The sequence below is a fragment of the Photobacterium phosphoreum genome, assembly GCF_002954725.1.
Lineage (GTDB): Bacteria > Pseudomonadota > Gammaproteobacteria > Enterobacterales > Vibrionaceae > Photobacterium > Photobacterium phosphoreum.
Genome location: NZ_MSCQ01000004.1, coordinates 126,665 through 141,515 on the forward strand (window position 1 = coordinate 126,665; position 14,851 = coordinate 141,515).

Below are 14,851 nucleotides of genomic sequence, written 5' to 3' on the forward strand. Positions count from 1 at the left end.
TCTGATGGCCGATGTTAAACCTGTAAGCGACCAATATTTACTTAGCGGCGCCGACTATTTGCGCAATATTTTACGTGCGCCAGTATATGAAATCGCACAAGTCACCCCCTTGCAAAGCATGACTCGCCTCAGTGCTCGCATCGGCAATCATATTCAACTAAAGCGAGAAGACCGCCAACCGGTGCATTCTTTTAAATTGCGCGGTGCCTATAACATGATGACCCAACTGACAGAATCTCAACGTCAAGCAGGAGTGATTGCAGCATCAGCGGGAAATCATGCGCAGGGATTAGCATTATCAAGCCAAAAACTCGGGGTCAGTGCCACTATCGTCATGCCGCGTACTACGCCTGACATTAAGGTCGATGCAGTACGAGGGTTTGGCGGCAACGTGATCCTGCATGGTAATAATTTTGATGAAGCTAAAATCCATGCAGAAATGCTTGCCCAGCAGCATGGCTATACCTTTATTCCACCGTTTGATCATCCGGCAATTATTGCCGGACAAGGCACGATTGGAATTGAATTGGTGCAACAAAATGGGCATCTTGAATATGTGTTTGTGCCTGTCGGCGGTGGCGGTTTAGCGGCTGGCGTTTCGGTATTGTTAAAACAACTGCTTCCCGAAATTAAAGTGATTGGCGTTGAAGCTGAAGATTCTGCCTGCTTAAAAGCGGCTCTTGATGCTGGACAACCCGTCACTTTAGATCAAGTCGGGATGTTTGCTGATGGGGTGGCAGTAAAACGGATCGGCAATGAAACCTTTCGCTTATGTGAACAATATCTTGATGATGTGATCACCGTTAGCAGCGATGAAATTTGTTCTGCAGTGAAAGATATTTTTGAAGATACGCGCGCCATAGCCGAACCTTCAGGGGCATTATCTCTCGCGGGTTTAAAAAAATATGCTGAACAACACCAATTACAACAACGTCACTTAGCAGCTATTTTATCTGGCGCTAATCTTAATTTTCATGGCCTGCGTTATGTCTCAGAGCGGTGTGAATTAGGTGAAAAACGGGAAGGGTTGTTAGCGGTTACGATTCCTGAACGTGCGGGTGCTTTTCTGGAATTTTGCCATCTAATCGGTGGCCGAGCCGTCACCGAATTTAACTATCGTTATAACGACAATAAACTGGCAAATGTGTTTGTTGGGGTACGCTTAATTCAAGGCCAAGTCGAGTTAGATCAAATCATTACCGATCTACGACAGGGCGGTTATCCAGTGATGGATTTATCTGATGATGAGATAGCCAAAGTACATGTGCGTTATATGATCGGTGGTCGGCCTTCAAAGCCATTGCAAGAACGCCTGTACAGTTTTGAATTTCCAGAGTACCCCGGCGCTCTGGCTAAGTTTCTATCAACCTTAGGCAGCCAGTGGAATATTAGCTTGTTTAACTACCGTAATCACGGCGCTGATTATGGCCGAGTATTATGTGGTTTTGAATTAGCTGATCACGATCTACTCTCATTTGCCAGTCACTTGCGTAAATTAGGCTATCATTGGCATGACGAGACTGACAGCGCGGCATATAAATTTTTTCTCGCCCAATAACAGTCTCAACACCCGCTCTATATCAAGCAGCCTTAGTGCTGCTTTTTTATATCATATCAACGACGATGAGTGATATTACGGGTATATTCCACCATATATTGGGCTAATTGAATGCTCTGCTGTAAAATAATTTGCCGTGCTGAGTGGGGTAAACAACCAAAACACTGGACTAATTTATCGATCTCTTCTTTATATTCACTCTCAATAATATCCAGCCCTAAATCACCATAAATAAACCAGGTTAATGGCCTTTCGGTGAGCTCAGAAATCTCAACCAATAACCGTACTTTAGGCTCAGTTTTACCGGTTTCTAAATCCAAATAGGTTTGACGTGCAACTCGCAGTTGCTGGGCCATATAAACTTGAGTTAAGCCTTTCCATTCACGTGCTTCTTTGATCCGTACTGCCATCTCTTGTTTACGATCTGCCATCATTTACTCCACAAAACCTGTTGTCAGCATTAGTACTACAACCTCCTTGCAGATGACACGCCAAGTTTTTTTGTCCACCAAGGCACGTAAATCAGACAATTACCCTTTAATGATGACACTTTTTTTTATTTTGAATTGCAGTTCGTCACTTTTAACCACGCTATTTCTATTTCGCAAAAAAAGCGTTATCGATGCCAATATAACTAGACGTAGGGCGCTGATCGCAATCATACCAAAAAAGGTGCCATTAATGGCACCTTCATTATTCGATCAATAATCAGTTAAAATACATCAATAACGGTTTATTCAACCGTTACCGCTTTAGCCAGATTTCGTGGCTGATCAACATCTGTCCCTTTAATTAAGGCAACGTGATAAGCCAATAACTGCATCGGAATGGTATAGAAAATTGGCGCAATAATTTCATCAACTTTAGGCATAGTGATGATCTTCATCCCATCACAATCATCAAAACCAGCTTCGTTATCGGCAAAGACATACAACAACCCGCCACGGGCACGCACTTCTTCAATGTTTGACTTGAGCTTTTCAAGTAGATCATTGGTTGGAGCAACCACAATCACGGGCATTTCAGCATCAACTAACGCTAATGGACCATGTTTAAGCTCACCCGCCGCATATGCCTCCGCGTGAATATAAGAGATTTCTTTCAGTTTCAATGATGCTTCAACCGCAATCGGATAAAACTCACCGCGACCTAAAAATAGCGCATGCTGTTTATCAGCAAAATCTTCGGCTAAGGCTTCAATCGGTTTATCAAACGCCAACGCTTTTTCAATTTGAGCCGGCAATTGATGCAACGCAGTCACGATCTGTTGTTCTTGAACCCGATCAATACGGCCTTGCTGTTTACCTAGTGCGGTCACTAACATCAATAATGCCACCAGCTGAGTGGTAAACGCTTTGGTCGAGGCAACCCCAATTTCAGCGCCAGCACGGGTCATAAAGGCTAAATCAGACTCGCGTACTAACGATGAACCGGCGACATTACAAATCGTCATCGCTGCCATATAGCCTTTTTGTTTCGCTAAGCGTAACGCAGCCAAGGTATCTGCGGTTTCACCTGATTGAGACAGGGTGATCAACAAACTATTCGGACGAGTGACAAATTTACGGTAACGGAACTCTGAAGCTATCTCAACATCACAACTGACACCAGCAAGCGATTCAAACCAATACCGTGCCACCATGCCAGCATTATACGAGGTGCCACAAGCAATGATCTGAATATGTTCTACTTTATCGAGGATCGCAGTGGCATCACTACCAATACTCTCAACGATCACATGATCATTGCTGATTCGACCTTCCATTGTGTTGATCAATGCACTTGGCTGTTCAAAGATCTCTTTTTGCATATAGTGTCGATATTGGCCTTTATCAGCAGCATCATGCTCTACCGTCGATTCACTCACCGCCCGTTCAACCGCGTGACCATTATCATCAAAGACAGCAATTGCTCGGCGTGTAATTTCAGCGACATCACCTTCTTCTAAGAACATAAAGCGGCGAGTCACATTTAATAATGCCAATTGATCTGAGGCGATAAAGTTTTCGCCGACCCCGAGTCCAATCACTAATGGACTGCCAGAGCGCGCAACAACAATCCGTTCAGGATCGCGACTATCCATCACCACAGTGCCATATGCGCCTTGCAGTTGCTGCACAGTTTTTTGAACAGCTTCAAGTAAACTCGCAGATGATCGCAATTCCCAATCAACCAAATGGGCAATGACTTCAGTATCCGTTTGTGAGCTAAACACATAATCACGTTCACGCAATAACTCACGTAATTGGTGATGATTTTCAATAATACCATTGTGGACTAAAGCAATGTGTTGACCGGAGATATGGGGATGAGCATTGGCTTCTGATGGTTCACCATGGGTTGCCCAACGGGTATGTGCAATGCCTGTACCTCCACTTAGGGGCATATTATCAACTGCATCAGCTAACTCTTGAACCTTACCTAATCGGCGTACACGCTGCAGTGTTTTCTTAGTATCCACAACCGCAATCCCGGCAGAGTCATAACCGCGGTATTCTAAACGGCGTAAGCCTTCAATGAGAATTTCAGCCACATCACGTTGCGCTACTGCACCCACTATCCCACACATAATAATTCCTTTTCTACTTCTTTGGTTATTCTGAGGTTATGCTTTAACCGCGGCACGAATAACTCGCACCCCATGTTGCTCTATACTAACTTTATCGCTATCACTTAAGCCTTCATCGGTGATCAAGGTACTGATCCCCTGCCACGCTAATTCAAGATTAGGGATTTTACGACCAACCTTATTTGATTCGACCATTACCACTACTTCACGTGATACTTCAGCCATCACTCGACTCAAGCCCATGAGTTCATTAAAAGTGGTGGTACCGCGGGCAACATCAATCCCATCAGCCCCAATAAAGAGTTGATCAAAATCATACGAACGTAAGACAGACTCAGCCACTTGGCCTTGAAATGATTCAGAATGAGGATCCCACGTACCACCAGTCATTAATAACGTCGGTTCGTTTTCAAGCGCATTGAGAGCATTGGCAACATGCAAGGCGTTGGTCATTACAATTAGGCCTTGCTTGATACCAAGCAACGAAATTAACGCCGCGGTGGTACTGCCACTATCAATAATGATGCGATGATGATCGCGAATTTGTTCTGCCGCTGCTTGAGCAATAGCTAACTTACACACTGAAACTTGCTCAGTTTGCTCGGTCGTAACAAATTCAGTTGGCATTGCAATTGCACCACCATAACGACGCAAGAGTGAGCCTGTGATCTCTAATGCTGCGAGATCTTTACGGATAGTAACTTCAGAAGTAGAGAAATGATGCGCTAAAGCATCAACGCTAACTTCACCTTGCTCACTGACCATAACGGCAATAGCATGACGACGTTGCTGTGTATTACGTTTCGACATGAAGGTTAAACAACACAATAAGTTTCGATTTGAAACTAGTATAGCGTCTATAAAAAGGATCCTGCAATACCCTTGTAATAATTTTCATCACAAAATAATACAGCCAAGGGATAACATTATTAGGACTAAACGGTGGGAAAAAGCTAAAAATTAGCCATAAAAAAAGCAGAGCTGGCGCTCTGCTTTAGAATATAAGCTCTTCAAACTGACATTTTTTCAGTTATAGAATAAGCCTATTTTTTAGTTGGACGCTTCCAACCTTTAATCGTACGTGCTGGTGTACGGGTGATAACTAACTCATCTTCACCAATATTACGGTTAATAGTTGAACCCGCACCAATGGTTGCACCAGCAGCAACTTTAACTGGTGCAATTAGCTGGGTATCAGATCCCACAAACACATTATCACCAATTTCAGTTTTAAACTTATTGGCACCATCGTAGTTACAGGTGATCGTACCGGCACCAATATTTACATTAGCGCCAATATCAGCATCGCCTAAATAGCTAAGATGTCCCGCTTTTGAACCAACGCCTAAACGCACTTGCTTCATCTCAACGAAATTACCCACATGGGCTTGTGCCATCAATTCAGCACCTGGACGTAAACGTGCAAATGGACCGACAGTACATGCTTCACCAACGGTAGCACCTTCGATCACACTGTAAGGACTAATAATACTGTTATCATCAATCTCACAATTTTTAAGTACACAACCAGCACCGATAATCACGTTATCACCAATACTGACGCTACCTTCAATAATAACGTTCACATCGATTTCAACATCGGTTCCACACTGTAATGAACCACGTAAATCAAATCGGGCCGGATCACGTAGCATCACGCCTTGTTCTAATAAACGCTCTGCCTGCATACCTTGGAACGCACGCTCAAGACGCGCCAGTTGGACACGATTATTTACCCCTTCAACTTCAATCGCTAATGCAGGGTGTACCGCTTCAACTGCACGACCTTCGTTATGAGCAATTTCAATAATATCAGTGAGGTAATATTCACCTTGAGCGTTTTCATTCTTAAGTGACGCTAACCAACGTTTAAGATCACCACCGTTAGCGACCATAACGCCAGTGTTGATTTCTTTAATTAACTTTTGCTCTTCCGTAGCATCTTTTTCTTCAACAATCGCCACTACCGGACCATTGCGACGCACAATACGGCCATAGCCCATTGGGTTCTCAAGTACTACTGTTAATAGTGCAATACCACCACTTGGTTGAGCATCAAGTAGGTTTTCTAACGTTTGCGCGCTAATTAATGGTACATCACCGTACAAGATTAATGCTTTCTCATCATCGGCAAGGTTCGGCACTGCTTGATTTACCGCGTGTCCAGTCCCTAATTGTTCAGCCTGTAGTACCCAATTAACATTTTCATTGGCCAACACTTGCTGCATAGTATCGCCACCATGTCCATAGACAAGATTGATACTGCTTGAACCAATATCATTGCAAGTATCAATGACATGCTTAACCATTGGCTTACCTGCAAGCGTATGAAGTACCTTGGGTAAGTTCGAGTACATACGGGTGCCTTTTCCCGCGGCAAGAATCACAGCGCTAAAGCTCATGATGAGTATTCCTCTAAATGCATATGTAATTTATATATCCCTATTGTACCTGTAGATGCACATAGGTTTAAGATGATCTGCACATTTTAACTAAAAAATAACCAAGTAAAAAACTCTTTATAAATAACTTTTTATTATACATGGCTAAAAATCAATCATATCTATAATCACACCAGCCGTTATTCTTATAGGTAAGATAATAAAATAAAATTCGGTCATAAAAAAAGCGACCCTAAGGTCGCTTCCTATGATGCAGTTATTAACACTGACTAACGTGCACGCTTGGTCAATTCAATAACGCGTAGCTGAGCAATTGCTTTTGCTAGATCACTGGCTGCTTGGGCAAAATCGATATCGCCATGCTGATTATGAATTCTCTCTTCAGCTTGACGTTTTGCTTCTTCAGCTTTCGCAGTATCTAAATCAATACCACGAATAGCGGTGTCAGCAAGTACGGTTACGATACCAGGTTGTACTTCAAGCATGCCGCCAGAAAGATAAATAACCTCTTCTGTGCCACCTTGCTTAATAATACGTACCATGCCTGGAGTAATCGCACTCAACAACGGCGTGTGACCGGCATGAATACCGAGTTCACCTTCGCTACCCGTTACCTGAATATTCTCAGCACGACCAGAAAACAAGCGTTTCTCAGCACTGACTACATCCAGATGAAAGGTTATCGCTGCCATATCGCCTCCTAATTAGCTTACAGTTTTTTGGCGTTTTCTAGTACGTCTTCAATCGCGCCACAGTACATAAATGCCTGCTCAGGGATATCGTCGTATTCACCGCCTAAAATACCTTTAAAGCTACGTAACGTATCTTTAAGTGATACGTAAATACCAGGTGAACCAGTAAATACTTCTGCTACGTGGTAAGGCTGTGTTAGGAAACGTTCAATCTTACGCGCACGAGATACAGCTTGCTTATCTTCTTCAGATAGCTCATCCATACCAAGGATTGCGATGATGTCTTTCAGCTCTTTATAGCGCTGTAGTAAACTTTGAACGCCACGCGCGATGTCGTAATGTTCTTGACCTACTACCAATGGATCAAGCATACGTGATGTTGAATCCAATGGGTCGATCGCAGGGTATAGACCTAGCGATGCGATTTGACGCGATAGAACAACCGTTGCATCTAAGTGAGCAAATGTTGTTGCTGGTGATGGGTCAGTCAAGTCATCGGCAGGTACGTATACCGCCTGCACTGACGTGATAGAACCTGACTTAGTTGAGGTAATACGCTCTTGCAGTACACCCATCTCTTCAGCAAGTGTTGGCTGGTAACCTACCGCAGAAGGCATACGACCCAATAGTGCTGAAACTTCGGTTCCCGCTAGGGTGTAACGGTAAATGTTATCGATAAATAACAGTACGTCACGACCTTCATCACGGAAACGCTCAGCCATAGTCAAACCCGTCAAAGCAACACGTAGACGGTTACCTGGAGGCTCGTTCATCTGGCCATAAACCATTGCTACTTTTGATTCTTCAGGCTTCTCAAGGTTAACAACCCCAGCTTCCTGCATTTCAAAGTAGAAATCGTTACCTTCACGTGTACGCTCACCCACACCAGCAAATACTGATAGGCCTGAGTGTTGAAGGGCGATGTTGTTGATAAGCTCCATCATGTTAACGGTCTTACCTACACCCGCACCACCAAATAGACCGATTTTACCACCCTTAGCAAACGGACAAATAAGGTCGATAACCTTAACGCCAGTCTCTAACAGTTCGGTTGCATTAGATTGTTCTTCGTAGCTTGGCGCTGGACGGTGAATAGCATAACGCTCTTGCTCACCGATTTCACCACACTCATCAATGGGTTGACCTAGAACGTTCATGATACGTCCTAGTGTTGCCGTACCCACTGGTACTTCAATAGGGCGGCCTGTATTTTCTACAGACAAACCACGACGTAAGCCATCAGAAGTACCCATTGCGATACCACGCACAACACCGCCACCAAGTTGTTGCTGAACTTCCAGTACTAACGTACCTTTTTCCATCGCATCAACTTGTAGGGCATCATATACTTTGGGTACAGAGTTCTGTGGAAACTCTACGTCGACTACTGCACCAATGATCTGGACGATCTTACCTGTAGCCATCGTTAATCCTCTAAACTTATTAATTCTTTGCCTTAAACAGCAGATGCACCAGAAACGATTTCTGATAATTCTTGTGTGATCGCCGCCTGACGGGCTTTGTTATACACAAGTTGCAAGTCATCAATCAGATCACCTGCGTTATCGGTTGCAGCTTTCATTGCTACCATTCGTGCCGCTTGCTCACTGGCAAGGTTCTCAACCACACCTTGATACACTTGTGATTCGACATAACGAACCAATAAAGCATCAAGCAATGGTTTAGGCTCGGGCTCATAAATATAATCCCAAGAATGGTTGCGCTGCATCTCTTCGTCTTCTGACTTAGGCAAAGGCAACAATTGATCAATCACCGGTTCTTGCACCATGGTATTTACAAACTTGTTGTATACCAGATACAAACGATCTAATTGACCTTCATCATATTTCTTCAGCATTACGCCAACAGTACCGATCAGCTCATTAACCGTTGGTGCATCACCAAGGCCGGAAACTTGCGCCATTACGTTGCCGCCGTAGTTATTAAAAAAGGCAGTTGCTTTCGCGCCAATTAACGCGAGATCAACCTCTGCACCTTTTTCAGTCCACGTTTGAACATCGTTGATGGCTTTTTTAAACAAGTTAATGTTTAAGCCACCACATAGACCACGATCTGTAGAAACAATGATGTAACCGACGCGCTTGGCTTCACGCTCTTCGAGATAAGGATGTTTATACTCAAGGCTACCAAGGGCGATGTGACCGATCACTTTGCGCATAGTTTGTGCGTATGGACGTGATGACTGCATTGCTTCTTGCGTTTTACGCATTTTAGAAGCGGCCACCATTTCCATCGCTTTGGTGATCTTCTGTGTATTTTGAACACTGCCGATCTTGTTACGAATCTCTTTTGCGCTGGCCATCGTCACTCTCCGTTAGAAGGTGATCGCTAAGCGATCACCAACCAATTACCAAGTTTGGGTCGCTTTGAAATCTTGCAGCAGTTTCGAGAACTGCGCTTCGATATCATCGTTGTAAGCACCCGTTTCATCAATTTGAGCTACTAACTCAGCAAATTGACCTTTGGCAAATGAAAGCAACGCAGCTTCGAAATCAGCTAACTTGGCAATTTCAACATCGCCTAAGAAACCTTTCTCGGCAGCAAAAATAACAATCGCTTGCTCAAATACAGACATTGGCGAGTATTGTTTTTGCTTCATCAACTCAGTCACTTTCTGACCGTGATCAAGCTGCTTTTTAGTTGCATCATCAAGGTCTGACGAGAACTGAGCAAAGGCAGCTAGTTCACGATACTGTGCTAGGGCAGTACGAATACCACCTGAAAGCTTCTTGATAACTTTAGTTTGGGCAGCACCACCTACACGCGATACAGAAATACCTGGATCAACCGCTGGACGAATACCGGCGTTGAACAGTTCTGTTTGTAGGAAGATCTGACCATCGGTGATAGAGATAACGTTAGTCGGTACAAACGCCGATACGTCACCAGCTTGTGTTTCAATGATAGGTAACGCGGTTAAAGAACCTGTTTTACCTGTCACTTCACCGTTCGTAAATTTCTCAACATAGTGCACACTAACACGTGATGCGCGCTCAAGAAGACGAGAGTGAAGGTAGAAAACATCACCAGGGAATGCTTCACGACCCGGTGGGCGTTTTAGCAATAGTGAGATTTGACGATAAGCAACGGCTTGTTTAGACAAGTCATCGTATACGATCAGTGCATCTTCGCCACGGTCACGGAAATATTCACCCATTGCACAACCTGAGTAGGGTGCAAGGTATTGTAGCGCGGCAGCTTCTGATGCTGATGCAACCACAACAATGGTGTTTTCCAATGCGCCGTGCTCTTCAAGTTTACGAACTACGTTCGCAATCGTTGAAGCTTTCTGGCCAATAGCCACATACACAGAATAGATACCAGAATTTTTCTGGTTAATGATGGCATCGATAGCCATCGCGGTTTTACCCGTTTGACGGTCACCGATAATCAGCTCACGCTGACCACGACCGATAGGGATCATCGCATCGACTGCTTTGTAACCAGTTTGTACCGGTTGATCAACAGATTTACGATCGATTACACCGGGTGCAATTACTTCAACAGGAGAGAATGTCTCTGTTTCAATTGAACCCTTACCATCGATAGGCTGACCTAGGGTGTTAACAACACGCCCAAGCAGTGCCGGACCAACAGGGACTTCAAGAATACGACCCGTACCTGTAACCTTCATGCCTTCTTGTAACGAAGCATAAGGGCCCATCACTACCGCACCTACAGAGTCACGCTCAAGGTTAAGTGCTAAGGCGAACAGTCCGCCGGGTAGTTCAATCATTTCACCTTGCATTACGTCAGCAAGGCCATGGATTCGAATAATACCATCGCTTACAGAAACGATAGTACCTTCGTTACGCGCTTCACTTACAACGTTGAAGTTTTCAATACGTTGTTTGATCAGTGCGCTAATTTCCGTGGAATTAAGTTGCATGCTCCAATTCCCCAAATCAAGACAGCAAAGTATCGCTCAGACGGTTCAATTTTCCCCGTACAGAGTTATCGATAACAAGGTCTCCAGCTCTAATTACGACCCCAGCAATCAGGGTCTCGTCTACACTGCAGGTCAACATCACTTTACGTGATAAACGCTGCTCAAGTTTGGCGCTGATCGCATCTAATTGGCTTTCATCAAGAACGATGGCAGATATCACCATAGCTTCGATGGTTTTTTCATGCTCATGTTTCATCAGCATGAATTCACCATAGACATCGGGTAGCGCATTGAGGCGTCCATTAACAGCCATCACTTTAATCAAGTTATGGCCGAATTCGTCGAGTTGCTCACCGCACACTGAAACAAAAATTTCAGCGAGCTTGTCAGCGGCATAGCCACTATCAAGAATGTCTTGCATAGTGTCATTAGTTGCCACAGCGCCAGCAAAAGTTAGCATTTCTGCCCATTGTGCCAGTGCATTATTCTCGACCGCAAAGTCAAATGCTGCTTTAGCGTAGGGGCGTGCGATAGTAGTCATATCCGACATGTGCTTGCCCCTTTAATTACAGTTCTGCAGTGAGTTTGTTAAGAATATCAGTTTGCGCTTCCATATCGATGGAGCGGCCAATGATCTTCTCAGCGCCAATCACAGCTAGAGTTGCAACTTGTTTTCTTAACTCATCACGAGCACGATTACGTTCAGCTTCAATTTCAGCCATGCCTTGAGCAAGAATTTTCTCACGCTCAGCTTGGGCTTCAATTTTAGCGTCATCGACAATTTGAGCTTTACGCTTATTTGCCTGTTCAATCAGCTCACTCGCGGCGCGTTTAGCTTCTTTCAATTGATCAGAAGCATTAGCTTGTGCAAGGTTCAGGTCTTTGGCAGCGCGATCTGCTGCTGCCAAACCGTCAGCAATTTTTTTCTGACGTTCTTCAATCGCTTCCATAATTGGTGGCCATACATATTTCATGCAGAACACGACAAACAGGAAGAAAGCGATAGCCTGACCCAGCAAAGTTGCATTCATATTCACAACGCATCTCCTTAAAAAGGGTTGCTAGGGTCCATTTACTCTGGAGTCAGCCTTCTAGAAAAAGGCTGATCACAGCGGTTTATTAGCCAGCTAGTTGGCCAACAAATGGGTTTGCGAATGTGAATAGCAACGCGATTACGATACCGATCATTGGAACCGCATCCAATAGACCTGCGATGATGAACATCTTAACTTGCAGCATTGGCGCCATTTCAGGTTGACGTGCAGCGCCTTCAAGGAATTTACCACCAAGAATTGCGAAGCCGATCGCTGTACCAAGGGAAGCAAGACCTACAATGATGCCCACGGCAATTGCAGAAAAGCTTAGTAAAGTTTCCATCACTATCTCCAGTTTATAGTTGTCGGCTAAAGTGCCAATAAAAAATATAAAATTTACAAATAATCGTTAATGATTGTCTTCATGTGCCTGAGACAGGTACACGATAGTTAACATCATAAATACGAATGCTTGAATTGTAATGACTAGGATGTGGAAAATAGCCCACGGTACCGCGCCTAGCCATTGAGCCCACCACGGCATCAACGCCGCGATAAGAATAAACACCACTTCACCAGCAAACATGTTACCGAATAAACGCATTCCTAATGAAATAGGCTTCGCAATCAGCGATACCACTTCAAGGAGTAAGTTAAACGGAATCATAATTGGGTGATTGAACGGATGAAGAGCCAGTTCTTTTGCAAAGCCGAGCAGACCTTTCACTTTGATGCTGTAGTAAATCATCAATGCGAACACGCCTAACGCCATTGCCATAGTGATGTTAACGTCAGCACTTGGAACCACCTTTAAATAAGGAATTCCGACACTTTGTGCGGCATACGGAAGAAAATCAATCGGCACAAGGTCCATGATGTTCATCAGTAAAATCCAACAGAAAATGGTTAGTGCTAACGGAGCAACAAGTGGATTGCGGCCATGGAAAGTATCTTTAACGTTGGTATCAACGAATTCAACTATCATTTCCACAAAACATTGTAACTTACTTGGAACTCCTGATGACGCCTGTTTTGCTACCTTACGAAATACCCATAAAAAGAATAATCCGGTTAAGACAGAAAAAATAAGGCTGTCGATATTTACCGTCCAGAAACTTCCCTCACTCGCTAACCCTAATTTGTCTGTCGATAAATTAGTTAAGTGGTGGGTGATGTAACTTGACGGCGTTAGCGCTTCACCTGGCGCAGCCATAACTGATCCTATTTGTTGTTGTTAATGAATAAAACCGGTCCAAAAATATTAATACCAAGAACCAGCAAATAGGTTAGTTGGAGAGGAACAAGTTCCACCCCTTTATACAGGTAAGCCGCGGCAAAAAGGATGACTGTTATGAGGATTTTGAGCACTTCTCCACCATAGAATGACGCCATGACTAATCGTGCCTTCCTGGCACCACTATACATAAACGCGCACATAGCAAAGACAGTATTGGCAATGATAAAAATACCACCACCGATAAGTGCAGAGATTCCCCAGTCAACATTGACAGCGAAGACTGCCGTTAATGCCGTAGCTACTACGACGCCAGATTGTAGTAACAGCAACCGCTTTGCCAATTGGCGTCCCGGTTTCACTAGCGCCGATACCATGTATTCGTTCCTCGAGTCCATTCCACGACACATAGTGCAGGGAAATACAGCGAAAATTATACGACTGAATAGATTGAATGCAATCTTATTGCAGCAAAAAAAACATTTATATTTTACAACAAAATAACCTAACCACCACCGAGTAATTTTCTCATTGAAAATTACCGCGGTCAGATCACAATTCGTGGCCTAACATTGCAAGAATTTGCGCTAATTTATCTTGTTGATCGAAATTAATAACAATTTTACCTTTACCATTTTTATTTTGGTTCACGGCAACTTTGGTTCCAAAGCGCTCACTTAAACTCAATTGTAGTGCGACAGTTTGTGGCTGGAGTGGCGATTTAACTGGCGCTGCAGTTGGGTTTAACAGTGTTTTTACTAGCTTTTCAGCCTCACGCACAGTTAACAACTTATTGATAATAATTTGTGCAGCAGCTAACTGTTGCTGATCATCTAAGGCTAATAAAGCCCTTGCATGACCCATTTCTAACTGTTTTTGCTCAACCAATTGTTTAACAGCATCAGACAATTGATTTAGACGAAGTAAGTTAGAGACAGCAGCACGTGATTTACCCACGGCATCAGCAACTTGCTGATGAGTTAATGAAAACTCTTGCTGCAATCGCTCTAACGCGCGCGCTTCTTCTATCGCATTAAGATCTTCACGTTGAATGTTTTCAATTAACGCAATCGCAACAGTAGCACGATCATCAACATTTTTAATAATACAAGGTACAACCTGTAACCCTGCTTGACGAGCAGCTTGCCAACGACGTTCACCAGCAATAATTTCGTAACGTTGACTATCAATACGGCGTACAACAATCGGCTGAATAATGCCTTGAGCACGAATCGAATCGGCTAATTCAGTCAGTGCATCAGCCGCCATTGCTTTACGCGGTTGATATTGACCTGACGTTAGTGCAGTAACTGCAATTTGACGTAATTCACCATCAATAGCAGCTTGTTGTGATGCATGTTCATCACTTTGTTGTTTTTTAGCTTGAGCAATATTGCTGGTGGCTAGTAGGGCATCAAGGCCTTTGCCCAAGCCTCGTTTATTGAAATTCAT

Annotated in this window: 15 protein-coding genes; 1 reads left to right on the forward strand and 14 read right to left on the reverse strand. The window is 43.8% G+C overall.

The window, feature by feature from the left end:
• Positions 1–4 precede the first annotated feature (4 nt).
• Positions 5–1,558: a threonine ammonia-lyase, biosynthetic gene (ilvA, locus tag BTO21_RS19685; protein WP_045029735.1), complete on the forward strand. Its 1,554-nt coding sequence runs from the start codon at positions 5–7 to the stop codon at positions 1,556–1,558.
• Positions 1,559–1,614: 56 nt separating this feature from the next.
• Here ilvA and BTO21_RS19690 read toward each other — a convergent pair whose 3' ends face one another.
• From BTO21_RS19690 to BTO21_RS19755, 14 genes are all read right to left on the reverse strand, one after another.
• The gene (locus tag BTO21_RS19690) at positions 1,615–1,989 is read right to left on the reverse strand and encodes a helix-turn-helix transcriptional regulator (protein WP_045029737.1); all 375 of its coding nucleotides are present in this window, start codon (positions 1,987–1,989) and stop codon (positions 1,615–1,617) included.
• A gap of 302 nt (positions 1,990–2,291) precedes the next feature.
• Positions 2,292–4,127, reverse strand: coding sequence for a glutamine--fructose-6-phosphate transaminase (isomerizing) (glmS, locus tag BTO21_RS19695; RefSeq protein ID WP_105026981.1), 1,836 nt, complete (start codon positions 4,125–4,127; stop codon positions 2,292–2,294).
• A gap of 36 nt (positions 4,128–4,163) precedes the next feature.
• Positions 4,164–4,937, reverse strand: a complete 774-nt coding sequence (locus BTO21_RS19700) for a DeoR family transcriptional regulator (RefSeq protein WP_045029738.1) — start codon at positions 4,935–4,937, stop codon at positions 4,164–4,166.
• Positions 4,938–5,170: 233 nt separating this feature from the next.
• Positions 5,171–6,529, reverse strand: coding sequence for a bifunctional UDP-N-acetylglucosamine diphosphorylase/glucosamine-1-phosphate N-acetyltransferase GlmU (gene glmU, locus BTO21_RS19705; RefSeq protein ID WP_045029740.1), 1,359 nt, complete (start codon positions 6,527–6,529; stop codon positions 5,171–5,173).
• Between the two features lie 269 nt (positions 6,530–6,798).
• The gene (locus tag BTO21_RS19710; RefSeq protein WP_045029742.1) at positions 6,799–7,221 is read right to left on the reverse strand and encodes a F0F1 ATP synthase subunit epsilon; all 423 of its coding nucleotides are present in this window, start codon (positions 7,219–7,221) and stop codon (positions 6,799–6,801) included.
• Positions 7,222–7,238: 17 nt separating this feature from the next.
• A complete protein-coding gene (atpD, locus tag BTO21_RS19715; protein ID WP_045029743.1) occupies positions 7,239–8,645 on the reverse strand; it encodes a F0F1 ATP synthase subunit beta in 1,407 nt (468 codons plus the stop codon).
• Between the two features lie 32 nt (positions 8,646–8,677).
• Positions 8,678–9,544 carry a F0F1 ATP synthase subunit gamma gene (gene atpG, locus BTO21_RS19720; RefSeq protein ID WP_045029745.1) on the reverse strand — a complete coding sequence of 289 codons (867 nt, stop codon included), beginning with the start codon at positions 9,542–9,544 and terminating at the stop codon, positions 8,678–8,680.
• Between the two features lie 45 nt (positions 9,545–9,589).
• The gene (gene atpA / locus BTO21_RS19725) at positions 9,590–11,131 is read right to left on the reverse strand and encodes a F0F1 ATP synthase subunit alpha (RefSeq protein ID WP_045029746.1); all 1,542 of its coding nucleotides are present in this window, start codon (positions 11,129–11,131) and stop codon (positions 9,590–9,592) included.
• Between the two features lie 16 nt (positions 11,132–11,147).
• Positions 11,148–11,681, reverse strand: a complete 534-nt coding sequence (gene atpH / locus BTO21_RS19730) for a F0F1 ATP synthase subunit delta (RefSeq protein WP_045029748.1) — start codon at positions 11,679–11,681, stop codon at positions 11,148–11,150.
• A gap of 16 nt (positions 11,682–11,697) precedes the next feature.
• Positions 11,698–12,168, reverse strand: coding sequence for a F0F1 ATP synthase subunit B (gene atpF / locus BTO21_RS19735; RefSeq protein WP_045029750.1), 471 nt, complete (start codon positions 12,166–12,168; stop codon positions 11,698–11,700).
• A gap of 82 nt (positions 12,169–12,250) precedes the next feature.
• Entirely contained in the window at positions 12,251–12,508 is a 258-nt protein-coding gene (gene atpE / locus BTO21_RS19740; protein WP_012551447.1) for a F0F1 ATP synthase subunit C, read from the reverse strand.
• A 66-nt stretch (positions 12,509–12,574) separates the two neighbouring features.
• Complete coding sequence (gene atpB, locus BTO21_RS19745; RefSeq protein WP_045029753.1) at positions 12,575–13,378, reverse strand: F0F1 ATP synthase subunit A; 804 nt, start codon at positions 13,376–13,378, stop codon at positions 12,575–12,577.
• 8 nt (positions 13,379–13,386) lie between these two features.
• Positions 13,387–13,776, reverse strand: coding sequence for a F0F1 ATP synthase subunit I (locus tag BTO21_RS19750; protein ID WP_045029754.1), 390 nt, complete (start codon positions 13,774–13,776; stop codon positions 13,387–13,389).
• 175 nt (positions 13,777–13,951) lie between these two features.
• A complete protein-coding gene (locus tag BTO21_RS19755) occupies positions 13,952–14,851 on the reverse strand; it encodes a ParB/RepB/Spo0J family partition protein (protein WP_045029756.1) in 900 nt (299 codons plus the stop codon).